Source organism: Vibrio sp. 1978 (assembly GCF_033344345.1).
The window spans coordinates 26683-51269 of sequence record NZ_JAWPOP010000002.1 but is presented as its reverse complement, the minus strand read 5'-3'; the positions used below and the strand labels follow the sequence as shown (position 1 = coordinate 51269).

26 protein-coding genes and 1 other RNA gene are annotated in these 24587 nt (G+C 44.6%); 11 read left to right on the top strand and 16 right to left on the bottom strand.

Annotated features, from left to right (window positions below):
• Positions 1-2: 2 nt before the first annotated feature.
• The 6 genes from lepB to rpoE form a co-directional block, all read right to left on the bottom strand.
• On the bottom strand, positions 3-902 hold the full coding sequence (lepB, locus tag R8N49_RS02240) for a signal peptidase I (protein ID WP_005380933.1): 900 nt from the start codon (positions 900-902) through the stop codon (positions 3-5).
• A 104-nt stretch (positions 903-1006) separates the two neighbouring features.
• Positions 1007-2800, bottom strand: coding sequence for a translation elongation factor 4 (gene lepA / locus R8N49_RS02235; RefSeq protein ID WP_005380934.1), 1794 nt, complete (start codon positions 2798-2800; stop codon positions 1007-1009).
• Between the two features lie 158 nt (positions 2801-2958).
• A complete protein-coding gene (locus R8N49_RS02230; RefSeq protein WP_005384575.1) occupies positions 2959-3429 on the bottom strand; it encodes a SoxR reducing system RseC family protein in 471 nt (156 codons plus the stop codon).
• 2 nt (positions 3430-3431) lie between these two features.
• On the bottom strand, positions 3432-4391 hold the full coding sequence (rseB, locus tag R8N49_RS02225; RefSeq protein WP_005380941.1) for a sigma-E factor regulatory protein RseB: 960 nt from the start codon (positions 4389-4391) through the stop codon (positions 3432-3434).
• Positions 4388-5014 (bottom strand): sigma-E factor negative regulatory protein, encoded by a 627-nt coding sequence (locus R8N49_RS02220; protein WP_005380944.1) that lies wholly within the window; start codon positions 5012-5014, stop codon positions 4388-4390. The genes rseB and R8N49_RS02220 overlap by 4 nt, the downstream gene beginning before the upstream one ends.
• Before the next feature lie 26 nt (positions 5015-5040).
• A complete protein-coding gene (gene rpoE / locus R8N49_RS02215; protein WP_005380946.1) occupies positions 5041-5619 on the bottom strand; it encodes an RNA polymerase sigma factor RpoE in 579 nt (192 codons plus the stop codon).
• Between the two features lie 554 nt (positions 5620-6173).
• Here rpoE and nadB point away from each other — a divergent pair.
• A complete protein-coding gene (gene nadB, locus R8N49_RS02210; RefSeq protein ID WP_005380947.1) occupies positions 6174-7787 on the top strand; it encodes an L-aspartate oxidase in 1614 nt (537 codons plus the stop codon).
• A gap of 22 nt (positions 7788-7809) precedes the next feature.
• On the opposite strand, the gene R8N49_RS02205 is transcribed toward nadB, so the two are convergent.
• Together R8N49_RS02205 and R8N49_RS02200 are read right to left on the bottom strand one after the other, a co-directional pair.
• Complete coding sequence (locus R8N49_RS02205) at positions 7810-8271, bottom strand: protein YgfX (RefSeq protein WP_232284629.1); 462 nt, start codon at positions 8269-8271, stop codon at positions 7810-7812.
• Entirely contained in the window at positions 8240-8500 is a 261-nt protein-coding gene (locus R8N49_RS02200; protein ID WP_005380951.1) for a succinate dehydrogenase assembly factor 2, read from the bottom strand. Before R8N49_RS02200 ends, R8N49_RS02205 begins: the two co-directional genes overlap by 32 nt.
• Positions 8501-8689: 189 nt before the next feature.
• On the opposite strand from R8N49_RS02200, the gene ygfZ reads away from it, so the two are divergent.
• The 3 genes from ygfZ (at position 8690) to R8N49_RS02185 (ending at position 10970) form a co-directional block, all read left to right on the top strand.
• Entirely contained in the window at positions 8690-9658 is a 969-nt protein-coding gene (gene ygfZ, locus R8N49_RS02195) for a tRNA-modifying protein YgfZ (RefSeq protein ID WP_005380959.1), read from the top strand.
• A complete protein-coding gene (locus R8N49_RS02190; RefSeq protein WP_021707783.1) occupies positions 9651-10124 on the top strand; it encodes an aminoacyl-tRNA deacylase in 474 nt (157 codons plus the stop codon). The genes ygfZ and R8N49_RS02190 overlap by 8 nt, the downstream gene beginning before the upstream one ends.
• A 639-nt stretch (positions 10125-10763) precedes the next feature.
• Positions 10764-10970: a DUF1107 domain-containing protein gene (locus R8N49_RS02185; RefSeq protein ID WP_005380970.1), complete on the top strand. Its 207-nt coding sequence runs from the start codon at positions 10764-10766 to the stop codon at positions 10968-10970.
• 65 nt (positions 10971-11035) lie between these two features.
• On the opposite strand, the gene R8N49_RS02180 is transcribed toward R8N49_RS02185, so the two are convergent.
• Genes R8N49_RS02180 through R8N49_RS02170 form a run of 3 tightly spaced genes read right to left on the bottom strand, consistent with a single transcriptional unit; the run spans position 11036 to position 14056 of the window.
• The gene (locus tag R8N49_RS02180; protein ID WP_033907445.1) at positions 11036-12244 is read right to left on the bottom strand and encodes an FAD-dependent 2-octaprenylphenol hydroxylase; all 1209 of its coding nucleotides are present in this window, start codon (positions 12242-12244) and stop codon (positions 11036-11038) included.
• Positions 12245-12275: 31 nt separating this feature from the next.
• Positions 12276-13454, bottom strand: coding sequence for a 2-octaprenyl-6-methoxyphenyl hydroxylase (ubiH, locus tag R8N49_RS02175; RefSeq protein WP_258489198.1), 1179 nt, complete (start codon positions 13452-13454; stop codon positions 12276-12278).
• Positions 13455-13477: 23 nt separating this feature from the next.
• Positions 13478-14056 (bottom strand): YecA family protein, encoded by a 579-nt coding sequence (locus R8N49_RS02170; RefSeq protein ID WP_005380976.1) that lies wholly within the window; start codon positions 14054-14056, stop codon positions 13478-13480.
• 249 nt (positions 14057-14305) lie between these two features.
• On the opposite strand from R8N49_RS02170, the gene R8N49_RS02165 reads away from it, so the two are divergent.
• The 5 genes from R8N49_RS02165 (at position 14306) to serA (ending at position 17629) form a co-directional block, all read left to right on the top strand.
• The gene (locus R8N49_RS02165) at positions 14306-14614 is read left to right on the top strand and encodes a cell division protein ZapA (protein WP_005384553.1); all 309 of its coding nucleotides are present in this window, start codon (positions 14306-14308) and stop codon (positions 14612-14614) included.
• Between the two features lie 8 nt (positions 14615-14622).
• Positions 14623-14807, top strand: a non-coding RNA gene (gene ssrS / locus R8N49_RS02160) — 6S RNA.
• Between the two features lie 5 nt (positions 14808-14812).
• Positions 14813-15412, top strand: coding sequence for a 5-formyltetrahydrofolate cyclo-ligase (locus R8N49_RS02155; protein WP_054701889.1), 600 nt, complete (start codon positions 14813-14815; stop codon positions 15410-15412).
• A 53-nt stretch (positions 15413-15465) separates the two neighbouring features.
• Positions 15466-16122: a ribose-5-phosphate isomerase RpiA gene (gene rpiA, locus R8N49_RS02150; RefSeq protein WP_005380982.1), complete on the top strand. Its 657-nt coding sequence runs from the start codon at positions 15466-15468 to the stop codon at positions 16120-16122.
• 274 nt (positions 16123-16396) lie between these two features.
• A complete protein-coding gene (gene serA / locus R8N49_RS02145) occupies positions 16397-17629 on the top strand; it encodes a phosphoglycerate dehydrogenase (RefSeq protein ID WP_017821632.1) in 1233 nt (410 codons plus the stop codon).
• Positions 17630-17700: 71 nt separating this feature from the next.
• Here the strand turns inward: serA and R8N49_RS02140 are convergent, their stop codons facing one another.
• Together R8N49_RS02140 and R8N49_RS02135 are read right to left on the bottom strand one after the other, a co-directional pair.
• Entirely contained in the window at positions 17701-18393 is a 693-nt protein-coding gene (locus R8N49_RS02140) for an oxidative stress defense protein (RefSeq protein ID WP_005384550.1), read from the bottom strand.
• A 208-nt stretch (positions 18394-18601) separates the two neighbouring features.
• Complete coding sequence (locus R8N49_RS02135; protein ID WP_025768836.1) at positions 18602-19498, bottom strand: LysR family transcriptional regulator ArgP; 897 nt, start codon at positions 19496-19498, stop codon at positions 18602-18604.
• Between the two features lie 147 nt (positions 19499-19645).
• On the opposite strand from R8N49_RS02135, the gene R8N49_RS02130 reads away from it, so the two are divergent.
• The gene (locus R8N49_RS02130) at positions 19646-20275 is read left to right on the top strand and encodes a LysE/ArgO family amino acid transporter (protein ID WP_031780897.1); all 630 of its coding nucleotides are present in this window, start codon (positions 19646-19648) and stop codon (positions 20273-20275) included.
• Positions 20276-20301: 26 nt separating this feature from the next.
• A complete protein-coding gene (locus R8N49_RS02125; protein ID WP_042521288.1) occupies positions 20302-20784 on the top strand; it encodes a YbaK/EbsC family protein in 483 nt (160 codons plus the stop codon).
• A gap of 47 nt (positions 20785-20831) precedes the next feature.
• Here R8N49_RS02125 and mscS read toward each other — a convergent pair whose 3' ends face one another.
• The 3 genes from mscS to R8N49_RS02110 form a co-directional block, all read right to left on the bottom strand.
• Entirely contained in the window at positions 20832-21698 is an 867-nt protein-coding gene (gene mscS / locus R8N49_RS02120; RefSeq protein ID WP_005384548.1) for a small-conductance mechanosensitive channel MscS, read from the bottom strand.
• A gap of 426 nt (positions 21699-22124) precedes the next feature.
• On the bottom strand, positions 22125-23201 hold the full coding sequence (fbaA, locus tag R8N49_RS02115; protein ID WP_005380996.1) for a class II fructose-bisphosphate aldolase: 1077 nt from the start codon (positions 23199-23201) through the stop codon (positions 22125-22127).
• A 154-nt stretch (positions 23202-23355) separates the two neighbouring features.
• The gene (locus R8N49_RS02110) at positions 23356-24516 is read right to left on the bottom strand and encodes a phosphoglycerate kinase (RefSeq protein WP_005384547.1); all 1161 of its coding nucleotides are present in this window, start codon (positions 24514-24516) and stop codon (positions 23356-23358) included.
• Positions 24517-24587: the final 71 nt, after the last annotated feature.

Here is a 24587-nt window from a genome sequence, read left to right as displayed (position 1 = left end):
GGTTAGTGAATGCCACCGATGCGGTTAAAACGCACACCAGTTGGAATCCATGAAGGTAGAACACTATCTGCGCCACGATCAAACTCGAAGCTGATCCAGATCGCGACAGCTTTACCGACTAAGTTTGCTTCTGGAACAAAGCCCCAGTAACGGCTGTCAGCACTGTTGTCACGGTTATCACCCATCACAAAATACTGACCTTGTGGTACAACCCACTCTGTCGTGCCGCTGCGTGGGAAATATTGCTCCACGCGGTTACGCACAAGAGGGTTAACCAAAATATTGTGCTCAACGTTACCCAATTTTTCATCCAGTTGGATCATTGGAATACCGTTCGAGCTAAACTGACTTTCTTCAACATTGCTCAGTTTAACTGGCTTACATGCCGATTCGCCTTGGCTTTGCACGCAAAGCTGCTTATCACTTGAATAACGCACGATATCACCAGGTAAACCAACTACACGCTTAATGTAGTCCACACTTGGTTGTGGTGGGTATTTGAAGACCACGATATCACCACGCTCAGGCTTACCAGTTTCCACTAGCTGAGTACGCCATACTGGGTCTTTTAGACCGTACGCGTACTTCTCAACTAAAATGAAATCGCCAACCAGCAAGGTAGGCATCATTGAGCCTGATGGGATTTGAAATGGTTCGTAGATAAAAGAACGTAATACTAAAACGAACGCGATCACAGGGAAAATAGAGACGCTATTTTCAACCCACCAAGGCTGACGCTCAACTTTTTGCAAGGTCACTGCATCCAAACCATTAGACGTCTGAGCTTGAATCTCAGCCAGTTTTTCCTGACGCTTTTTCGCGAAAACCAGCTTTTCCAATAGCCAAACCACGCCAGTTACCAAAGTCGCAATAACCAACATCAGTGAGAATGTATTCGCCATTAAATTCCCTTATCTAAAAATACGAAAGTGAAAGAGCCGAAACCCTTTCACTTATTTTAATATCTAACGTCTTAAGACCGACAAGTGTGAGACAAAGTTCAACTTTAGTCTTTACCTACGTGAAGGATGGCTAGGAACGCTTCTTGAGGCAGCTCAACGTTACCGATCTGCTTCATGCGTTTCTTACCTTCTTTCTGTTTCTTCAGAAGTTTCTTCTTACGACTTACGTCACCGCCGTAACATTTCGCAATAACGTTCTTACGCAACTGTTTTACCGTTGAACGAGCGATAATGTGGTTACCAATTGCCGCTTGGATTGCGATATCAAACATTTGGCGAGGGATGAATTCTTTCATCTTCTCTACCAACTGACGACCGCGAGTCTGAGACTGATCTTTGTGTGTGATCATCGCCAATGCATCAACAGTGTCACCGTTAAGAAGAACGTCTACACGTACCATGTTCGAAGCTTCAAAACGCTGGAAGTTGTAATCCAAAGATGCGTAACCGCGTGATGTTGATTTCAGACGATCGAAGAAATCCAGTACCACTTCAGCCATTGGAATATCGTAAGTCACAGCGACTTGGTTACCGTGGTAAACCATATCAACTTGACTGCCTCGCTTTTCAACACACAGTGTGATTACGTTACCTAGGTACTCTGAAGGCACAAGGATGTTACAACGCGCAATCGGTTCACGAATTTCTTCAATGTCATTGATCGCTGGTAGTTTTGCTGGGCTATCAACATACAGCAGATCGCCATCCGTCTTCTCAACTTCGTAAACTACCGTTGGTGCTGTGGTAATAAGATCCAAGTCGTATTCACGCTCTAGACGCTCTTGGATGATTTCCATGTGCAACATGCCAAGGAAACCACAACGGAAACCAAAGCCAAGTGCCGCAGAGTTTTCTGGCTCGTAGAATAGCGATGCGTCGTTGAGGCTTAGTTTGCCTAGTGCGTCACGGAAGTTTTCGTAATCGTCGGAAGATACAGGGAACAGACCTGCGTAAACCTGAGGTTTAACTTTCTTAAAGCCAGGTAGCGGTTTATCACAACCATTCTTCGCTAGAGTCAGCGTATCACCAACAGGGGCACCAAGAATGTCTTTGATACCACAAACAACCCAACCTACTTCACCAGTACGAAGGGTATCGGTATCTACTTGTTTTGGCGTAAAGATACCAAGGCGGTCTACACCCCAAACTTGGCCCGTACTCATCACTTTGATCTTATCGTTCTTCTTCAGTTCGCCGTTTTTAATACGCACTAGAGAAACAACGCCAAGGTAGTTATCAAACCATGAGTCAATGATCAGCGCTTGTAGTGGCGCATCTGGATCACCTTCCGGAGCAGGGATCGCTGACACAATGTTCTCTAGAACGTCATCAACACCGATGCCTGTCTTCGCAGAACAGCGGGTTGCTTCCATTGCATCGATACCAACGATTTCTTCAATTTCTTCCGCTACACGCTCAGGATCGGCTGCTGGTAGGTCAATCTTGTTCAAGATTGGCACAACCTCTAGATCCATTTCGATCGCGGTGTAACAGTTAGCCAGTGTTTGAGCTTCAACACCTTGACCCGCATCCACAACCAATAGCGCACCTTCACAAGCCGCTAGAGAACGTGATACTTCATATGCAAAGTCAACGTGCCCCGGAGTATCGATGAAGTTCAGCTGATACGTCTCACCGTCTTTAGCGGTGTAGTTTAGCGTCACACTCTGAGATTTGATGGTGATGCCACGCTCACGTTCAAGATCCATAGAATCCAGAACCTGTGCGGCCATTTCACGATCGGTTAACCCGCCACAAACTTGGATTAGACGGTCTGATAGGGTCGACTTACCATGGTCGATGTGGGCGATAATCGAAAAGTTACGAATGTGCTTCATAGATTTAGGGTGACTAACTCTTTACAAATAGGGACAGTAAGAAACGCCATCTACTGACGGCATTTCAATCAAGTTGGCAGATTCTACCGAATTTCGTTAACGGGCGCACGTAATTTAAAGTACATACCCAAATAACCTTTAGTGGAGGGGGACAGCACTTACTGGATTGGCTCTCCAAGTACCCGAACGAGGGTAACTTGGCGCTTGGATTCATCTTCTAAAGGACGAGAAACACGTTTTGCGATCCACATTCCACCAGCGGCAAACAATACCGATGCCAATATGATGATGCCTTCCCCGCCGGCTGTCAGCGGCGCTAATAGGAAGTGACCAAACATCGCACCGATAATCAAACCAAACAATGGCAGTAAATAAACCGCCATTGCTGATTTTATTAGGCTCGACTCAGGAAAACCAATCTCGACGACTTGACCTATTTTCACCGATTTATCCGTGCGCAGGTGCCAAGATAAACTCTTGTTACCAATGGCTTTAGTAACAACGCCCGTTCCACAGCTTTTCTGTGAAGAGCAACTACTGCAACTGGTCTGCTGTTCGCAACTTAAATCAATTTCGTATTGCTTGCCGCGACGATGCACGTCTGTCACGGTAGCCAACGCGGTCATCATTGTTATTTACTCTTTGTTACATTAAATGTGACAGATTGGGCTATACGCTGTGCTGTGGTCGGTGGAATGTCTCCTACAACAGAGATTTCATGTTGACCGCTCACAAAACTGTGTAGCGTTCTTCTGCCTTGGCGAACCAACTGCCCTTTTAACGAATGCTCATCTTTGTTTGCCACGTAAACAGAGAAGCTAAACAGACCATCAGAATACAGCTGGCTCTCCACCATTTGATTAGTAACGGCCATTCGATAGCGGTTGAGCTCGTTCGGCTCGAAACCCTCAGGGATCCAACCAACCTGCCAATTACTGGTCCCAATATCGCCTTTTGGCATGGTGAGAACAGCAGGTAATTGAACATCTTGCAGGCCACTCATTAACTCTGCGATTTTTGGATTTACCGTGTAAGAAATAGTGCGATATTGTTCAAGCATCTCACCATCGCGGTCCACAAGGTCGGCACGTAACGGCAATTTACTCTTCTCATCGATCCATAGTACGTATGAATAGCGCAGACCGTCTTTAGGAACAATACGCAGCACTTGTGTTGCCACACCAGCTTCACGAGCTCTACCCACTTTTACATAGTCGTAATACAAGTTTAGCTCATCGATATTGGTGTTGAGCATAGGCATAGTCGGAGCGACCATTTTACCTGACTCGATGGTGAACGGTTCTAAACCCGTTTCGATGTAACTTACTTCAGTTCCGCGACGAATCACTTCACGCACGGGGCCACTTAAGTAGACAAGGTGAGCATATTGATCGTCACCATGCGTGGCATGACGATACAGCAACGGCTCAATGCTGTTCTTTTTGATAAGGATATAAGAGAGTTCGTAACTTAAATTCTTACTCGCCTCGCTCATTTGATGCAATAAAGCCTCCGCTGGCTTATCACCAGCAAAGGCTTGAGAAGACATCATACTGAACAGAGCGCAAGCGCTGATCAGAAATTTTTTCATTCAATATCCGGATTCAGATTTGCATCTTGTTGAGATGCATCACTGTTAATTCGTAACTGCAATTCGTAGTCTCGCAGCATAGCATGAACACGCTTGCGCTGCTCTTGCATATTTGCCTCGCCTACAGAACGTTCTACAGACTCACGAGTCAAACTCACTGGTTCTGCGCTGCCAGCAAACGGAACCGTCTGCAATACAGGTAATTGATCTGTTTGCGGCGACATTGAATCGCTACCACCGTACTGCTGTACACCTAAAATAACAACAAGCGATACACATGCAGCAACAGCAACTTGACCAAACTGCGTCAACCAACCTGGCAACTGACGTTTTGCTTTTTGCGGTTCTGGTTGCGACTCTTTTGGCGTATCCGCAATTGAGATAACATTTGCACTGTGCGAATCAAACGCACGGTGTGCAGGTTCATCTTCTAACGCTAACGCCACGCTTTCAGCAATATTCCACTCAGGTTTTGCTGGCGCTTCACCTCGCATCACATCACCAATCAGGTGATAGTTCTGCCAAGCATCACGGCTCTCTTGGTCTTGCTCTAACTCTTGAATTAAAGCCTTATCGACCAATTCTCCATCCATGAGAGCTGAAAGTTTTTCTTTGTCAGCCATTATTTTCACCATAGTTATTACTTGTACTAGCGTTGCAAAAGAGGTCTGATTTTCTTTTCCACCGCCTCACGAGCACGGAAGATACGCGATCGTACCGTTCCTACCGGGCAATCCATCACTTCTGCAATTTCTTCATAACTCAAGCCATCGAGCTCTCGTAATGTCATTGCGGTTTTTAAATCTTCAGGTAAAGCTTCGATTGCACTGAACACCACCCGTTGCAATTCTTTGGACAACGTTAAGTTCTCAGGGTTCGATATTTCTTTAAGTGCACTACCTGTTTCGTAAAATTCAGCATCTTCAGCATCGACATCTGTCGCTGGAGGTCTACGCCCTTGAGCAACAATGTGATTTTTCGCAGTATTCACTGCAATGCGATACAGCCACGTATAAAACGCACTTTCCCCACGAAAGCTAGGGATAGCTCGGTAAGCTTTAATAAACGCTTCTTGTGCTACATCTGGTACATCGCCAGGATTACTAACGTATCTGGAAATAAGATTACATACCTTATTCTGGTACTTTGTTACCAACAGGTTGAATGCTTGCTTATCGCCATTCTGAACTCGCTCAATCAATACTTGATCGGTCAGCTGCTCGTTCATTCGAGCGGATACTCCTATTTGTTATGCCCCTACTCTTCTCAGATATGGGTACTAATTATGCAAAACGTAGTATTGACACCACTGCTTACTTGAGCACTATTGTGACCCTAACGTGAATGAGAAAGTTCCATGGTTTCTCAAGTTTTTTGTCATTGTTTTTTCACAATGTGATGTCTGTACCCAAATGACCACCGCTGCCTGACTTTAGTCTAAGTTTGACAAGCGAGCATCTTGGAGGGAAATGGGTATAATGAATGATCTCTGTCCCAGATTGTGCTGGGTCGGGCATGGAAAAGCAATGGCATTGACAAACTATTACTTTTCATTTGCATGGCTAATGGCTATCTGAACACCGCGTTACAAATTATAACTTAGGAAGCATGCTCATGCTCTGCATGAAAAAGAAGAGTGGCTCAGTCACCGCCGTAACACGGACGTCGATAGGTCTCCCAACTTAGCCCTTAGCGACAGATGTCGCGATAATGGAATGCACATGGTGTGCAAATAATACACAAGGTAACTTTGTTACCTTAGCTTGGGATTATAAAAGTTATATGAACACAAATCGTGAACATGAGTGTGATGTATTAGTGGTAGGGAGTGGCGCGGCAGGTTTGTCGTTGGCTTTGCGCGTTGCTAACCACTGTAAGGTGATGGTGCTGAGTAAAGGACCACGCAGCGAAGGGGCAACCTACTATGCTCAAGGCGGTATCGCTGCCGTATTTGATGAGTCAGACACCATTGATTCACACGTTGAAGACACGCAAATCGCCGGGGATGGTATTTGCGATGAGGAGACCGTAAGGTTCATTGCTGAGCATTCAAAAGAGTGTGTACAGTGGTTGATTGACGGTGGTGTCCCATTTGATCGTGAAGAAGATGACTCTGACGATGAACCTCGCTACCACTTAACTCGTGAAGGTGGTCATAGCCGTCGTCGTATTCTTCACGCGGCAGATGCGACAGGTATGGCGATGCAAACCTCCCTGCAAGATAACGCTCATAACCATCCAAACATTCATGTTCTCGAACGTCACAATGCTCTGGACTTAATCACCGAAGACAAAATTGGCGGTGATAAAAACAAAGTTATCGGTGCTTATATTTGGAACCGCAACGAAGAGCATGTCGAAACCGTGCGAGCCAAATTTGTGGTTCTCGCTACAGGTGGTGCTTCAAAGGTTTATCAATACACCTCTAACCCAGATGTGTCGTCTGGTGATGGTATTGCGATTGCTTGGCGTGCAGGGTGTCGTGTGGCGAATATGGAATTTAACCAGTTCCACCCTACGTGTTTATATCACCCAGAAGCACGTAACTTCTTGCTGACTGAAGCGTTGCGTGGCGAAGGTGCTTACCTGCGTCGTCCAGATGGCTCTCGCTTTATGCCGGATTTCGATGAACGTAAAGAGCTTGCTCCGCGTGACGTCGTGGCTCGTGCTATCGACTTCGAAATGAAGCGTTTAGGTGCCGACTGTATGTATCTCGACATCAGCCATAAGCCTGCTGACTTTATTACGAAACACTTCCCAACCATTTATTCACGTTTGATGGACTTGGGCATTGACATGACTAAAGAGCCAATCCCAATCGTACCTGCTGCACACTACACTTGTGGCGGTGTCATGGTGGATAGAAATGGCTGCACCGATCTGAAAAATTTGTATGCGATTGGTGAAGTTAGCTACACCGGGCTGCATGGTGCTAACCGCATGGCATCAAACTCACTTCTCGAATGCGTGGTTTATGCTTGGTCTGCGGCAAAAGATATTCTAAAACATCACACTAACGTTGAGCTACCTTCACAGGTGCCATGTTGGGATGAAAGCAAAGTAACCAATAGTGATGAAGAAGTGATCATTCAGCACAACTGGCACGAGCTTCGTCTGTTTATGTGGGACTACATGGGCATTGTGCGAACTGACAAGCGTTTAGAGCGCGCCTTACGCCGTATCCAACTGTTGCAACAAGAAACACACGAGTACTACAGCAATTTCCGAGTGTCGAACAACTTATTAGAACTGCGTAACCTTTTACAAGTAGCAGAGTTGATGGTTCGTTGTGCGATGCAGCGTAAAGAGAGTCGAGGTTTGCACTACACGCTTGACTATCCGAACCAACTGGAAAACAGCGGCCCAACGATTTTGGTTCCAGCTAAACAGCTTTAACTTTACCAAGTAAACTATTACATCAGCAGGGAGCATTAGCTCCCTGTTTCATTTCCCATTGGCGTAATACCAAAGATAGTTGACGATACTGCTCATCGTCACAGCTATCACGCCAAATCGTAACAACACGGCCAGATTGCAATTGGAATGTTATCTTGAATGGTGATGCCGATGTATCGACTCGCTGTAAATGACCCTTTTCGGACTCAATATCTTCCGAGCATTCGCCACACTCAAGGGCATCAAACCTAACCGAGCCATCGCAGTGCACATACCAATGCCCATGACTTGTAGGTTGAACAAGGCCTTGGCTTGAGAGAGCCTTAACAATCAGTAATAACAAATAAGTCGATAATACGAGCGGAATGCTAGAGAAGATAACAGCCCAAGTCATCAATAAGAAAAGTACAACATTGAGGACTCGGGCAGTCAGAGAGGGAGAAGCAGTAAAATTAACGAACTTTGCTGAGGTTATGGGCGACAATTTTATCAACCATTGCTGCATGACCTAAATTTTCGCTACGGCCATGCCCCATTACCCAAGTAAACAGATCAGGATCATCGCATTCAAGTAAAGAAACAAAGTCACGCTGCTCTTGTTCACTCAGAGTATCAAAGCACTCTTCAAAAAACGGCATAATTACTACGTCAAGCTCAAGCATGCCTCGACGACAAGCCCATTTAATACGCGCTTTTTCTTCCGGAGTGTACATTCACTATTCCTTCATAGATGTCTTGTTGTTAGTGCGGAGTGTAACAAGGGATGTGCTACGTCACTAGTGTGCGGGTCACAATACGATAGTGAAAGCAGACAAATGTTGATTCGTAAATCGCTCCCCTAGTATCTCAAGGTTATTTGGGTATAACATAGCGGAAAAATATCTTCAAAAGGCATTGTAATTATGGAATGGCAAACTCGTTTTTCAGCATTACCTCTCTCAACTCAAGACGCGCTTCCAGAGTTATCTATCTCACTGCTGGATAACTTCGGCATGATCACCATGATCGGTGATGATAAAAAATCATACTTACAAGGTCAGGTTACCTGCGATGTTGTTTCTTTAGAACAAGACCAATCAACACTGGGCGCACATTGTGATGCAAAAGGCAAAGTGTGGAGCGTGTTCCGCCTTTTCCATCATCATGATGGCTACGGCATGATCCAACCAAAATCGGCGATTGACGTAGAACTTAATGAAATAAAGAAATACGCCATTTTCTCTAAAGTAACGATTGAAGCTTCTGATGACGTTATCTTAGGTGTTGCTGGCGTCAAAGCCGACGAATTCATTTCAACAATGAGCAAGACAACTGGCAGCGTTCGCGCAGTTGACGGTGGCACAGCAGTGCAAGTTGCACAAGATCGCTGGTTACTGATATTAAGTGCGCCAGAAGCACAGCAAATCGTTGAAACTACCGACGCTGTCTTTACGACAAATGAGCTTTGGAATCGTTTCGATATTGAGGCAGGTTTACCATTTGTCTCTGCATCCGCGCAGAATGCTCACATTCCACAAGCACTCAACGTGCAAGCTTTAGGAGGCATAAGCTTCACAAAGGGCTGCTACACGGGACAAGAAACGGTAGCACGAGCGAAGTATCGCGGTACCAATAAACGTGCGATGTATATCGTAAAAGGTGCAACTTCTGCTCCATTCAGTGACGAACCAATTGAGCTCGAACGCAGCGTAGGTGAAAACTGGCGTTCAGTAGGTGCTTTATTAAATCACTACCAGTTCAGTGACAATCACGCGATTGGCCTGATCGTACTGCCTAATAATCTCGATGAAGACACTCGTCTTCGTTTAGTTGCGCAACCAGAATGTGAATGGACAATCGAATCACTGCCTTACAGTCTTGATGATGAGTAATACAATCAATACTCCTTTGATGCAATTTCTCACAGACCAACACATTCCGTTTCGTCTGTTACCGCATCAAAGACCATCAACCACCATTGAGGATGCCGCGCACCAACGCGGCATTCGCCCTTCTCAAATGGTGAAAGCAATCTTGCTACGAGACATGGGTAATCAATATGCACTCGCCTGTGCACCAGGTGATCGTAGCGTTGATCCCAAAAAAGTGCGCTCGTTACTGAAATGTCGCCGGATGACTTGTGTTGATCAAGCCGATGTTGAGTCCATCACTGGTTACAAAGTTGGTACTGTCACTCCTCTGTTACTCAAACGTCATATGCCAATCGTGTTCGACCCCAGCTTACTAGAAGAACAGGAAGTCACGATCAGCAGTGGCGATCGAATGGCTGGGCTGGCGCTTTCTATTCAAGATCTTATCCAATTGTGCCAGCCGACCGTAGCTGAGATCTGTCGTTAATCGTCTAAAAACAATGTAATGACACGTAGTGTTTCTATCACTGCGTGATCTCGCTCATATCTACAAAAATAGACATGAGAATTTTTAATCACATATAAAACATAAATAGTCACAAAGATAAAACTCGTATATGCTGAATTTGTTGGTTAAGTTTCAAACAAGCACTTAACCAATATAAAGTGAGTCAGCTAGCTGAGTGACAGCATTCATGCAGTTAGTTATCCACTTTTGTGTAATGCATCTGTGACTATTCGCCCGCTGAAGCGGGCTTTTTTTTACGTGGAACTTTTTCTCTTTCATTTCCTCTAATCGTTAGAACGTAAAGTGTGTTACGCGAAGCACGACCTTAATAGAAACAACTAGCAAACAACCGTTTTCGTTCTATTCTTAATTCTGTAACAAAACTATTGCTTAATGCGTCACGTAAAAAGGAGTGTATTGGCGTAAGGGTTCCTTTAGAGAGGTTATTTTTGGGGTAATCCTCACGCTATTTAAGAGATGACACTGTCAAATTGTCTAAGACAACACAATTCTCTGACGCAACACCCTACATCTGTATTTAATACTATTGCTGTCACAATAATTTTCGCGTCCAGAACGTAGAATACCTAGGCTAGGTTAGATAAAAGGAAAGTAAATATGAGACTGTTTAAGCGCTATACACCAAGTATGATTGCTAAACATATAAGTCGTCTTTTTAAAGGAAGAATTTATATTTACGGGGTCGGTAGATTCGAGTTTGATAACGGTAAGTTAATACTGCCGGAGAAAGCAGAGCAACGCCATTTCCGAGCGGTCAAAGAGATCAATCAAGAAATAATGAAACTCCGATGCGCATATGCTTAGCAAAATGTTGATAAAACAAAGGCTGGATTAACCAGCCTTTTGTGTATTTGAAGTTCGCTTTGCACTTACTGACGCGCGAGATCCGGCAAGTGTCCCTTTAAACCAAGCGCGCGCTTCATGATCTCATCTTTCGCTCCCGGCAGTTGCCCCGCTAAACTCAAGCCAATGCCACGAACAAGCTTCTTAGCAGGGTTCTCGCCAGAGAACAAATCTCGAAACCCTTGCATAGTAGCGATCATCTTTGCCGCTTCCGCTTTTCGCCAACGCTCGTAGCTTCTTAGGTTGCGTTTACTGCCGATATCTTGTCCCTGCTTCCAAAGTGCTAATACTTCTTGAGCAAGACTGGCGGCATCTAATAAACCTAAATTCACACCCTGCCCCGCTAATGGGTGAATGGTATGGGCCGCATCACCAACCAGCGCGACTCGCTCGACAACAAAATCTCGCGCATAGCGCATTTTCAAAGGAAACGCAGCACGCTCTCCCACTACTTCACATAGACCAAGTCGAGCATCAAACTCACTCGTCAACGCTTTATTGAAATCATGTTCACTCATCGCCACTAACTGCTCTGCTCGATTTGGCTCCGTGGACCAAACAATAGAGCACATATCTGGTTGCGACATTGGCAAAAATGCCAACGGTCCGTGAGGAGTAAATATCTGGCGCGCAATGCTGTTGTGTGGCATAGCAGTTTTGACATTCGCGACCAAAGCATGATGACCATAGTCCCAATGCGTTAATGGAATATCCATTTGATGGCGAAGCCACGAATTCGCCCCATCGGCTCCGACCACTAATTTAGCGGTCATGGCTTGGCCATTATCGAGCGTCAGCCAGCTTTCTTGCTCACCGACCGCGAGAGTCGCGCAACGTGCAGGCATAAACATAGTGACGTTATCGAGCTTTTGGACTTGTTCAAGCAGCGCAAGTTGAATCACACGATTCTCAACAATATGCCCTAAATCAGGTTGTGCCATACTTTGTGCATTAAATTCAATGCTGGCAAAGCTATCTTGTTCCCATACTTCCATGCCATGGTAAGGTGAAGCTCGGCGCTGTTCTATGCCCTGCCAAGCACCAAGTTTACGCAAAATCGTCTCACTAGAGCGGCTCAGCGCAGACACACGAACATCGGGTAATTCTTTCAACGAATCATCTGGCACTTTACCTTCAATAACGGCGACACGCAGATCACTGTCTTTGAACGCGGCAGCAAGTGCCAACCCAACCATCCCTCCGCCGATGATGGCGATATCTACACTTTGCATCATTGCTTTTTATTACCTAATTCAGTGCGGCCGTTCATCGTTTTACCAAGCCAAGTGTATGGCATAGTAGCGGCTGCTTAAAAATAGAAAGGTTATCCATCGCTGCTAAGGCAGTATTTCGGCCAATTCGCATCGCGGGTAAATCATTTGAAAAAACATGCACTAAGGCACTGGTTAGCCAAATAGTTTCGCTTCGATCTGCTTCTCTACGTTGACTAAAGCGCATCAGGCCTTGATAAAGACCCACATCCTCACTTTGCTGCACAATTTCTTCTGCTAGTGAGACTACATCGCGAATACCGAGATTAAAGCCTTGTCCAGCTATCGGGTGCAGCGTTTGCGCCGCATTTCCAACAATCGCAAAGCGATGTGAAATATTTTGCTTTCGATGGCGAAGAAGCAATGGGTAACTTGCACGGCGCCCCACTTTTTTCATCGCGCCTAAACGCCAACCAAAATCGTTCTGTAAACGCTGGAGAAATGCTTGATCAGATAACTCAAGAACGGCTTGGGCTTCTTCAGGGTGCAAACACCAAACTAAGGACATTCGATTGTCACTCATTGGCAATAAAGCAACTGGGCCATTCTCAGTAAAACGTTCAAAGGCTCTACCTTGATGAGGTTCTTGAGTCACAATATTGGCAATGACAGCCGCTTGTTCAAAATCTTGCTCAGAAAGTTCTAGACCAATTTTCTGACAACAGGTCGAAACAGCACCATCTGCAGCCACCAGCAGTTTTGCTTCAAGTTGCTCACCACTTTTCAACGTCACATGGGTACAGTTTTGCTCGCGCTCGATATCGGTAACGGAGTCAGGACAAAACAGCGTAATTGACTCGCTACTGTCTAATAATTCTTGATATACACGCCCAACATCGGCTAATTCTACAACATACCCTAGAGCTTCAACCCCAACCTCTTGCTTGGTAATCTCCGTCATCCCAGCATGAGAACGGTCAGAAACGTGGATATGTTCAATGGGTGTGACAAACGGTTCTACTGACGTCCAGAGCTGTAGTTGACGCAACAGATTGACAGTACCGTAAGACAATGCGATTGAGCGAGAGTCAAAACCAGGGTGCATATCTGATTGTGCTTTAAAAGGCTCAACGACGGCAATGCGGAGCTTTCCCTGAGACAAATGGTCAATCGCCAATGCTAACGTTGTACCAGCCATGGCACCACCAGCAATGACTACATCATATTGCTTCATACTAACCTCTGGACGGTCTACGATTAGTGAATAGTAGGTTTTTTGTCGCTGCTTTCAGGACGAACACCAAATTCAGCATGAATCGTTAGTACGCAAGCTTTGATGTGCTCAATCACTTGCTCTAGCAATTGCGCTTGTTCACCAAGATCGTCATCTTCATCAATGCCTAATTTGGCAATCTCTTCTAGATCAGCCAGTGCTTCTTTAGCGTCATCAGATGCTTTGTTAAGCGCAACGCCTGCTAGACCTAGCCCAGAAATAAAGTGGTTTACAAAGTCGGACACACTGTCGGCTAATGCGAATAAGCCTTCTTCGCCCGGCTCATCTGGCAATAGTAAAGACAGCTCCATTGATGTGCCAGTAAGCTCATTAACAGTAACGTTGAATATGCTCTGAGCAAAAGTGAGTGCTGTCGAGGGCCACCCCATCCCATCATTGGTGTAGTCAAAAAGAATCGGCTGCCAAGTTTGATCATTGATCGCCAATCCACCACTTAACATGCCAACAAATAAGCCATGTAACTCCGCCGGTGTCACAGCCAGGCTTGCCGATTGCAGTTCAGCAGCAATAGATTGGTATTCAGGAAGGGTGATTTCACTCATAACTTGGCTCATTCTTGCGTAATAATGTATTGGTATATCCTACCATCAAGGTTAGTGGTCTGAAACGGCTATCAAATTCAATTTTGGACAGCATTTGTTCAATTTGCCCAATTCCTGTGTGATCTCGTCATCATTTCTCTTTCTGTGATGGGAAATGCTTGAATCTTAATAGCGGTTTTCCTATAGTTTGCTCCTCGGTAGTTGTATGAAGCAACACCTTAGATAGCGCGAATATAGAGTTTATTCATCATGAGCAATCAAGCGATCGACGTTGAAATATTAGGCAAACTTACACGTGTGAATTGTCCGACAGGACAAGAAGAGTCTCTTGTTGCAGCGGCAAAAGATCTTGATCGCCGATTGAAAGAAATGAGCGAACGTACTAAGGTAACCAATGAAATCCAACTGCTGACCTTTGCTGCATTGAATATTTGCTATGAGTTGCACACCAAGTCATACGAATCCAATGGTCAACAGCAAGAAATTACTGAGCGAATGGAAAAGCTCACCGCGTCTTTAGAGAACGCACTAAGCAAAGTTACGCAAGGACAGCAGTAAATACAAAATTTACCCTGGGGTGTGCGTCAGCAGGATTTAAGTCCCTGAGCCGATAAGCAATACCTAAGGGTTAGTATTTGGTAACTATTGAGCAAGCTCGGCATGCACCGAGAAGCCTACGGTTGTCATTGCTGATCCGCCTTGAACCAGCTGGTTCAAGGGCCACAATCCTCAACGGCACCCTGGGGTATTCTCTCTATGTCAGACCTCTCTCGACAAGACTTCCGCAAACTGATTCGTGAAAAGCGCAACGCTCTGTGCAGTGATACGCAATACCAAGCGGGAATCGACCTTATTACTCAATTTTCCCAACTTCCTGAAATCGATCAGGCGCAACATATTGCCATCTACCTTTCTGCAGACGGTGAGCTTGATACTAAACCGCTCATTGAATGGTTATGGCAACAGGGAAAATCGGTTTATCTGCCCGTCATCCATCCCTTTTCTAAAGGTCAGTTACTGTTTCTTCAGTATGTAAATGATGAACAGCTCGTCTACAACAAGTACGGCATCTTAGAGCCCAAGCTCGATATCAGACACCTCAAACCCGTTCGCCAGCTTGATTTAATCTGCACGCCTTTAGTTGGGTTCGACAGCATCGGACACCGCTTAGGCATGGGCGGGGGGTACTACGATCGTACTCTGTCACGTTGGTTTATAACTGGAGAGGGTGCTAAACCTGTCGGTATCGCTCATGACTGCCAACATGTAGAACGCTTACCAATTGAAAGCTGGGACATTCCATTGCCTAAGATCGTGACCCCAAGCCAAATATGGCAATGGGAAAGTGACAAGTAAGCCGCTATAATCACGCCCGCAAACGTTAACGAACATCTATTCAGGAGATTGGCATGACTCAAGATGAAATGAAAAAAGCGGCTGGTTGGGCAGCACTAAAATATGTTGAGAAAGGCAGCATTGTCGGTGTTGGTACTGGCTCTACCGTGAATCACTTCATCGATGCACTAGGCACTATCAAAGATGATATTAAAGGTGCAGTGTCTAGCTCTGTCGCTTCAACTGAGCGCCTTAAAGAGCTTGGTATTGAAGTATACGAGTGTAACGATGTAATGAAGCTGGATGTGTATGTTGATGGCGCAGATGAGATCAACCCAGCACGTGAAATGATCAAAGGCGGCGGCGCGGCTCTGACTCGTGAGAAAATTGTCGCAGCAATCTCTGATAAGTTCGTATGTATCGTTGACGGCACTAAAGCAGTTGACGTACTTGGCCAGTTCCCATTGCCTGTTGAAGTAATCCCAATGGCACGCTCTTACGTGGCTCGTGAATTGGTAAAACTAGGTGGTGATCCAGCTTACCGTGAAGGCGTTGTGACTGACAACGGCAACGTGATTCTGGATGTGCACAATATGCAAATTACCAACCCGAAAGAAATGGAAGACAAAATAAACGGCATCGCTGGTGTGGTGACTGTGGGTCTTTTCGCTCATCGTGGTGCAGACGTAGTGATCACTGGCACACCAGAAGGTGCAAAAATTGAAGAGTAAATAACAGCCTAAAATGAACCTATCTGGTTCACTTTTCTGTTATTTCATTACATACGGTGCTGCAAGGCACCGTTTTTTATTCCTTTCTATAAGAAAATTATCTCTTATTCCGTAATTTTCTTACCCAAAGCAATTTTTTTTTGTTACTTTATTGAACAGAAGACGCACAGGGAAACGTTTGTCTTCCTACAAAACTGTTAATTATCCCCTTTTTAATAGTTTTGCCCAATGTGCGCCACATTAGCCCACCTTTCCATTTTAAGGACGAGAAAAAATGGCCAAAGTTTCACTGGAAAAAGAAAAGATTAAGATCCTCTTGTTAGAGGGACTCCACCCTTCTTCAGTTGAAGTTCTTCAAGCAGCTGGTTATACCAACATTGAATACCATAAAGGTTCCCTTCCGGAAGAAGAACTAATTGAAGCGGTAAAAGACGTGCACTTCATTGGTATCCGCTCCCGTACGAACCTATCCGAAGAGGTAATCAATGCGGCGAACAAGCTGGTTGCAATTGGCTGTTTTTGTATTGGCACTAACCAAGTAAACCTAGACGCAGCAGCAAAACGCGGTATTCCTGTCTTTAATGCACCATTCTCTAACACTCGAAGCGTGGCAGAGCTTGTACTTGGGCAAATCCTTTTACTAGTGCGTGGTATTCCTGAAAAGAATGCTCTTGCACATCGCGGTATTTGGAAGAAAAGTGCAGACAACTCTTACGAAGCTCGTGGTAAGTGCCTTGGCATTATCGGATACGGTCACATTGGTACGCAGCTTGGTATTATTGCCGAAAACTTAGGTATGCGCGTTTACTACTACGATATTGAGAACAAACTGTCCCTTGGTAATGCGACGCAAGTACATACCATGAGTGAACTATTGAACAAATGTGATGTGATTTCTTTGCACGTTCCCGAAACACCGGAAACGAAAAACATGATGGGTGAAGCTGAATTTGCTCGAATGAAACCAGGTTCCATCTTTATCAACGCGGCACGTGGCACCGTTGTGGATATTCCTGCACTTTGCCATAGCTTAGAAGCTGGTCACCTTGCCGGCGCTGCAATTGATGTATTCCCAACTGAACCAAAAACAAATGCTGACCCGTTCGAGTCTCCTTTACAAAAATTCGATAACGTCATTCTCACTCCACACGTTGGTGGTTCAACGCAAGAAGCACAAGAGAATATCGGCTTAGAAGTGGCGGGCAAACTGGCTAAGTACTCTGATAACGGCTCGACACTTTCAAGCGTAAACTTCCCTGAAGTGTCATTGCCAGAACACAGTGGTGAGTGCTCTCGTCTGCTTCATATCCATAAGAACCGTCCTGGTATTCTAACTCAGATCAACACCATCTTTGCTGAAGAAGGCATTAACATTGCCGCGCAGTACCTACAAACAGCCGCTGAAATAGGCTACGTAGTGATCGACGTTGAAACTGAACGAGCAGAAGAAGCTCTAACAAAGCTCAAAAACATTGAAGGCACAATCCGTGCTCGTATCCTGCATTAAACTGTGAAATAGAAATGACAAAGGCAGGGGTTGTAACTCCCTGCCTTTTGCTTTTTACTGTTTGCTAAGCCTTACTTTAGCTTATAAATGACATCGACTTGATCGCGAATGATCATGGTTGAATCTTGGTAGCTATTCGCTCCTTCTTTACTATCCATCGCCATTGAACGCATTAACACAGGCTGAACGTGCATCTGTCTGTAATTGATCTGCCATACATCGCCCAACTTTTTCTCAAAACCAGTCGCTAATGACCCTGCTTTTTCTCTTGCGTCCTTAATCGCAGCCATTCGTGCCTTTTGCTGATATTCGGCTTGGTTGCTTACTTTAAGTTGAATATTATCAACCTGATTAATTCCCGCTTCTAACGCCATATCTAGGTATTGGTTAAGGTTTTTCAGATCCGTCACCGTGACATCAATACTGCGAGATGCTCGATACCCAACAAGTTCTGCTTTCCCTGATTTAGGGTAATGGTACTGAGGAGCAAGGTATAAATTCGAGCTAGTAATATTGTCTTTTGACAAGCCGGCATCCGATAAGCTTTTTAGAAACTCTTCAACGGTTTTATCTACGGACAATTTCGCTTGTTCGGCCGTCATTGTCGTATCGACTACTTTTACAGAAAACGTAGCCATGTCAGGTGTGGCCGTCACTTCGCCATACCCCGTTGTCGTAACATGAGCAAACTCTGGCGTATTCGCCAAAACTGAAGCACTGGTAAGGCTGAGTGCTGAAGCCAGCAAAAATGAATACAATTTCATTCAATAAATCCATCCATACAAAATTAAGTACTTAATCTCAGATTCCAACATCACTATCATGGCTGAGAAAGCGTGTGGTTTCATAATAGAAACTTCCGCCGATTATCCAAGCACCCATAGTGACTTCTAACACAACTTTGACTATGTAACATTGGCGTAATTTTTAAACAAAACACACTTAAGTGAACGATATGCAGCTCTGACGAACTTATTGAGGTAGATGCTGCTGCGCATACCCCACTATCGCATGTGAGATTTCTTGTAGTACCCCAGTTTCTAACTGCCAGTGGTGCCAATAAATCCGATGGGACATTAAAAAACCTGGAGTCACATCAACCAACACACCTCTGTCTAATTCGTCGGTAATTTGCAAGCGGGGGATCAAGCAATAAGCTACACCAGCTAACGCCACTTTTAGAAACGCTTCAGAACTACTGATGTTGTGATGAATAACGCTGTCAGGATTGACGTTAAAATGCTCGGTAAGAAATGTTTTATGTAGATCATCATATTGGTCATATGAAACGGCCGGTGCTTTTGCCAATGTCTGATTATTTACGCCTTTAGAAAAATAACGCTGATAGAACTCTGGGCTCGCGACACAAACATAATCGATGCGACCTAAATAGTCTGCTCTGCATCCGGGGATTGGCTGGGACTCCAAGCTGATCGCTCCTGTCACTTCGCCACTTTTGAGTTTTTCAATAGAGCGGTATTCACCATAGATAGTCAGTTTTAGTTCAACTTGACGCTGCTTCATAACATTTTGCAGCGCTGGCAGTAGCCATGTTGCAAGGCTATCTGCATTAGTCGCTAAAGAGAGTTGCACAGGTCGCGTACTGGTATCATTTTTTAGTTCGGGGAGAATTTCATGCTCTAGCAAGCGTACTCGCCGATAAAGACCCAACAATTTTTTACCAATTAGCGTTGGCTTAGGTGGCTGGCTTCGAATTAAAACAGGCTGCGCGAGAAACTTCTCTAACTGCTTGATACGTTGAGAAATGGCGGATTGAGAAACAAATAAATGCTCGGCAGCACGCTCAAAGCTACCCTGATAAACTATAGCATCTAATGCCTCAATCCATTTGTAATCTAACCCTCGCATACCTTTCCTCTCACTCCTGATCAAACGCCTCCCGTTAAATTAGTCTATCTAATGTAAGATTAAAATCATTAATTATACTTATTTAGATAAACGCTTTATCTTTCCCCTTTCTGTAAATGTATTTGTTATTTTGAAGTGAGGTGAAGTGTGAGCTTGTGGGTTCTATTGCAAGGTTTTGGTTTAGGAGCATCAATGATCATTCCGATCGGCGCGCAAAATGCGTATGTTTTGAATCAAGGCATAAAGCGTAACCACCACCTAACAACCGCCACTATTTGTAGCGTGCTAGATATGATTTTCATCTCTCTAGGTATCTTTGGTGGTGGTGCAATTCTGTCTCAAAATGAAATCTTACTGACGTCGGTGACACTTGGTGGTATTGCTTTCTTGAGCTTCTATGGACTGCTCTCGCTAAAAAGTGCTTTTAAGCCAGAGAGTGAATCGGAATCAAAAGGGGAGATCGTAGCTCGAGGTCGTCGAACGGTTATTCTAGGTGCGTTAGCTGTCACTGTGCTTAATCCGCACTTATATTTAGATACAGTCGTTATTCTAGGTTCGATCGGTGGACAATTTGAAGGCCATGATCGCATTGCTTTTGCACTAGGTACGATTATGGCTTCCTTTGTTTGGTTCTACACTTTATCGATAGGAGCAGCCAAACTAGGTCCAACACTCTCTCAACCAAAAGTGAAAAAAACCATCGACATTGCAATCGCAATGATGATGTTCACAATAGCGTATATCTTAGCGAGTGAGCTTATTGATAAGTATTGGTAATCACCAGGTAGTAAGGCAGCAAAGACATGGAGTCACTAAAACATATTTATAACAACAATAGAGAGCGATTCAACGCGCTCTCTATTCCTTTTCGGGAATGGCAGCACGAAGCCATCTTAGACTTTGAGACAGATATACGCATTGCGAGAGAGCTTGGTTGGACGGGTACGCATACCAAAAGCCTCTTTTTAACACTCAAAGGACAAGGTTACGCGGTTTATCTGACAGATAAGGACTCGCGCCTCGATGCCAAGCAGATTAAAGCGATTACAGGTAAACGTCCCTCTATTTGTAATGATGATGAAATGGTCGAAGTGTTAGGTTGCGTACCCGGCGCGGTTTGCCCAATAGGCTTACCGGAATACATCACTATCATTGTTGATACCAATCTCTATCAACATCAAGAGTTGCTCTATACGCCTGGCTTACCTGAGTTCACATTTGGATTTGCAGGTAAACATCTAAAACGCCTCTTGCTTGCTGGTCATCACACCCTTTACGAAATATAAAAAAGCGAGGCCTATTGGCCTCGCTTTTGAATATCGACTGCTTTTGATTAAGCGTCGACTTTGTTCAGGTGAACATCCATTTGTGGGAATGGAATCTCGATACCATTTTCATCCAATGCTTCTTTAATACCTTGCATTGCATCAAAGTATACGCCCCAGTAATCTGCAGTTTTCACCCATGGACGAACCACAAAGTTAACTGAAGAGTCTGCTAACGTAAGTACACCAATTGTGATATCTGGGTCTTTCAAGATACGTGGATCTTTCTCTAGCGTCTCACGAATCACTTTCTTCGTTAGTTTAAGGTCTGCTTTGTATGAAACACCAATCACTAGGTCGACACGTCGTGTCGCATGGCGAGAGTAGTTAGTAATGGCACCGCCGATAACTGAAGAGTTAGGCACAACAACCATTTTGTTGTCTGGTGTTTTTAGAACGGTTTGGAAGATTTGAATTGCTTCAACACTACCCGCTACACCACCGATTTCTACGTAGTCGCCTGATTTGAATGGACGGAACGCAACAATAAGTACGCCTGCTGCAAAGTTTGATAGTGAACCTTGTAGTGCAAGACCAACAGCAAGACCTGCCGCACCAATCACAGCAACAACAGAAGCGGTTTGAACTCCTAATCGACCAAGAGCCGCGATTAGCACGATTACAAATAGCAAGTAACGAACAAGACCGTGAATAAATTCAACGACGGCCTTATCCATGTTTTTCTTTTCTAGTACTTTAGAAACACTACCAGCGACTGCCTTAACGATAAGATTACCGATAAACAGAATAAGCACCGCAGAGATAATGTTCACACCGTACTGAACCAGTAGATCTGAATTGTTTGTCAGCCAAGTTTCAGCCTGAGTTAGACCATCCGTTAAAGTGGTATCGATACCCACCGATTCACCTGCCATAATTCTTATCCTCAAAAATAAAGAGATATAAATCCAATTGCCGTTAATTTATGAACCTTGTTTTTTAAAGGCTCTTTTCTAAAACAACATCCCTATTGCTCCACTGAACAGTGTCAGATTTTTGGCACAATATCCCAACTCTGACTTTTTTCAAAGTCAGAGTTTCGCAAAGATATGCAAAACAAGACTTTATCAGAGCTTTCTGACACTGACTTGTTACAGGTTACGCAATGCACTCTGATTTCGCCACTCTTAAGACTGATATTCCCATGTTTTCTTTAAAAAAAACGTTAAAGGTGAGATATCTCACTAGCAAATACAACCTAACGCATAAAAATATCGGGAGAAAGCAGAGGGGAAGAAAATGATAGATATAAAAAAAACCCGCTCAAAGAGCGGGTTTTTAAGTAACTTAATCAGTAACGATTATAGTACGTCAACTGCGTTAAGGTCAGCAAATGCTTGCTCTAGACGAGTAACCATTGAAGCTTGGCCTGCACGTAGCCATACGCGTGGATCGTAGTACTTCTTGTTTGGTGCATCTTCACCAGTTGGGTTACCGATCTGACCTTGTAGGTAATCGTGGTTTTCAGCTTCGAACTTACGGATACCATCCCAAGTAGCCCACTGTGTATCAGTATCGATGTTCATTTTGATTACACCGTAGCCGATAGATTCACGGATTTCTTCTAGAGAAGAACCTGAACCACCGTGGAATACGAAGTTTAGAGAGTTCGCTGGAAGACCGAATTTCTCAGAAACGTGCGCTTGAGAATCACGTAGGATAGTTGGAGTTAGTACAACGTTACCTGGCTTGTATACGCCGTGTACGTTACCGAAAGATGCTGCGATAGTGAAACGGTGGCTGATTGCGCTTAGTTTCTCGTATGCGTATGCAACGTCTTCTGGAGAAGTGTATAGCTCAGACGCATCCATATCAGAGTTGTCAACGCCGTCTTCTTCACCACCAGTACAACCTAGTTCGATTTCTAGAGTCATGTTCATTTTAGCCATGCGCTCTAGGTACTTAGCAGAAATTTCGATGTTCTCTTCTAGAGACTCTTCAGAAAGGTCGATCATGTGAGAAGAGAATAGTGGCTTACCAGTTTGCGCGAAGTACTCTTCACCAGCGTCTAGTAGACCGTCGATCCAAGGAAGTAGTTTCTTAGCTGCGTGGTCAGTGTGTAGGATTACTGGAACACCGTAAGCTTCAGCTACAGCGTGAACGTATTTCGCACCAGCAACAGCACCTAGGATTTGAGCTTCTTGACCTTCAAGTTTTAGACCTTTACCAGCAAAGAAAGCAGCGCCACCGTTAGAGAACTGAACGATAACTGGAGCTTTAACTTTTGCAGCTGCTTCAAGTACTGCGTTTACAGAGTCAGTACCCACACAGTTTACTGCTGGAAGTGCAAAGCTGTTTTCTTTTGCAACTTCAAATACTTTCTGAACGTCATCGCCAGAGATAACACCTGGTTTTACGAAGTCGAAGATCTTAGACATGGATGTAATCCTATTTATCTGTCGTTTTTAAACAAAACTTGTTAAGTTGAAAATCTTGCAAACGTTTGCTCACAACTGAGGCTATTCTAGCAGAGTTCCTCACACGTTGCAGCAAACAAGAAAGCGGGAGAATCACTCCCCCGCTTTGCTTTAATTACTTAGCGCGTGCTTCTAGCATTTCTACTGCTGGAAGAACTTTACCTTCTACGAACTCAAGGAAAGCGCCGCCGCCAGTAGAGATGTAAGATACATCCGCTTTGATACCGAACTTGTCGATAGCCGCTAGCGTGTCACCACCGCCTGCAACAGAGAAGCCTTCAGAAGCTGCGATAGCTTCAGAGATACCTTTAGTACCTGCTTCGAAGTTCTTGAATTCGAATACGCCTACTGGACCGTTCCATAGGATAGTCTTAGCGTTTTTAAGGATTTCAGCTAGTTCAGCAGTTGAATCTGGACCAAGGTCGAAGATCATGTCGTCGTCTTGTACTTCAGAAACGTGCTTGATTTCAGCTTCTGCGTTCTCGTCAAATGCTTTCGCACATGCAACGTCAGTTGCTACTGGAATTGCACACTCGTCCATTAGCTTCTTAGCTGTTTCAACTAGGTCTGCTTCGTATAGAGACTTACCAACGTTGTGGCCAGCAGCTGCGATGAATGTGTTAGCAATACCACCACCAACAACGAGTTGGTCAGCGATTTTAGATAGAGACTCAAGAACAGTTAGCTTAGTAGAAACTTTTGAACCACCTACGATAGCAACCATTGGACGAGCTGGCTTGTCCATTGCTTTGCCTAGCGCTTCTAGTTCGTTTGCTAGTAGAGGACCAGCACATGCTACGTCTGCGTGCATGCCAACGCCGTGAGTAGATGCTTGAGCACGGTGAGCCGTACCGAATGCGTCCATTACGAATACGTCACATAGTGCTGCATATTTCTTAGATAGCTCTTCGTCGTTTTTCTTTTCGCCTTTGTTGAAGCGAACGTTTTCAAGAACAACAAGTTCACCCGCATTTAGCTCTAGGCCATCTAGGTAGTCTTTTGCTAGCTTCACTTCGCAATCTAGTGCGTCGTTTAGGTAGTTAACAACTGGTTGTAGAGAGAACTCTTCAGCGTATTCACCTTCAGTTGGGCGACCTAGGTGAGACGTAACCATTACTTTAGCGCCTGCTTCTAGGCAGTGCTTAATAGTTGGAAGAGATGCGATGATACGTGCATCCGAAGTTACTTTACCGTCTTTTACTGGCACGTTTAGGTCAGCACGGATAAATACACGTTTACCTGCAAGATCCAGGTCAGTCATCTTGATTACAGACATGATGTGTCCTCTCAAATATTTAATAATTAAAGTTTTTGAAAACTCGGCAACCCTGCCAAGCCTGTTAATTC

Coding starts and splice junctions, on each gene's coding strand:
- R8N49_RS02165 (WP_005384553.1), top strand. CDS start 14,306: ATGAGCAATCAAGCGATCGACGTTGAAATATTAGGCAAACTTACACGT.
- R8N49_RS02125 (WP_042521288.1), top strand. CDS start 20,302: ATGGAGTCACTAAAACATATTTATAACAACAATAGAGAGCGATTCAAC.
- serA (WP_017821632.1), top strand. CDS start 16,397: ATGGCCAAAGTTTCACTGGAAAAAGAAAAGATTAAGATCCTCTTGTTA.
- R8N49_RS02170 (WP_005380976.1), bottom strand. CDS start 14,056: ATGAGTGAAATCACCCTTCCTGAATACCAATCTATTGCTGCTGAACTG.
- rpiA (WP_005380982.1), top strand. CDS start 15,466: ATGACTCAAGATGAAATGAAAAAAGCGGCTGGTTGGGCAGCACTAAAA.
- R8N49_RS02200 (WP_005380951.1), bottom strand. CDS start 8,500: ATGTACACTCCGGAAGAAAAAGCGCGTATTAAATGGGCTTGTCGTCGA.
- ubiH (WP_258489198.1), bottom strand. CDS start 13,454: ATGAAGCAATATGATGTAGTCATTGCTGGTGGTGCCATGGCTGGTACA.
- lepB (WP_005380933.1), bottom strand. CDS start 902: ATGGCGAATACATTCTCACTGATGTTGGTTATTGCGACTTTGGTAACT.
- fbaA (WP_005380996.1), bottom strand. CDS start 23,201: ATGTCTAAGATCTTCGACTTCGTAAAACCAGGTGTTATCTCTGGCGAT.
- R8N49_RS02110 (WP_005384547.1), bottom strand. CDS start 24,516: ATGTCTGTAATCAAGATGACTGACCTGGATCTTGCAGGTAAACGTGTA.
- R8N49_RS02180 (WP_033907445.1), bottom strand. CDS start 12,244: ATGATGCAAAGTGTAGATATCGCCATCATCGGCGGAGGGATGGTTGGG.
- rseB (WP_005380941.1), bottom strand. CDS start 4,391: ATGAAAAAATTTCTGATCAGCGCTTGCGCTCTGTTCAGTATGATGTCT.
- mscS (WP_005384548.1), bottom strand. CDS start 21,698: ATGGCAGGTGAATCGGTGGGTATCGATACCACTTTAACGGATGGTCTA.
- R8N49_RS02140 (WP_005384550.1), bottom strand. CDS start 18,393: ATGAAATTGTATTCATTTTTGCTGGCTTCAGCACTCAGCCTTACCAGT.
- R8N49_RS02190 (WP_021707783.1), top strand. CDS start 9,651: ATGAGTAATACAATCAATACTCCTTTGATGCAATTTCTCACAGACCAA.
- R8N49_RS02135 (WP_025768836.1), bottom strand. CDS start 19,498: ATGCGAGGGTTAGATTACAAATGGATTGAGGCATTAGATGCTATAGTT.
- ygfZ (WP_005380959.1), top strand. CDS start 8,690: ATGGAATGGCAAACTCGTTTTTCAGCATTACCTCTCTCAACTCAAGAC.
- R8N49_RS02230 (WP_005384575.1), bottom strand. CDS start 3,429: ATGATGACCGCGTTGGCTACCGTGACAGACGTGCATCGTCGCGGCAAG.
- rpoE (WP_005380946.1), bottom strand. CDS start 5,619: ATGAACGAGCAGCTGACCGATCAAGTATTGATTGAGCGAGTTCAGAAT.
- R8N49_RS02220 (WP_005380944.1), bottom strand. CDS start 5,014: ATGGCTGACAAAGAAAAACTTTCAGCTCTCATGGATGGAGAATTGGTC.
- lepA (WP_005380934.1), bottom strand. CDS start 2,800: ATGAAGCACATTCGTAACTTTTCGATTATCGCCCACATCGACCATGGT.
- R8N49_RS02185 (WP_005380970.1), top strand. CDS start 10,764: ATGAGACTGTTTAAGCGCTATACACCAAGTATGATTGCTAAACATATA.
- nadB (WP_005380947.1), top strand. CDS start 6,174: ATGAACACAAATCGTGAACATGAGTGTGATGTATTAGTGGTAGGGAGT.
- R8N49_RS02155 (WP_054701889.1), top strand. CDS start 14,813: ATGTCAGACCTCTCTCGACAAGACTTCCGCAAACTGATTCGTGAAAAG.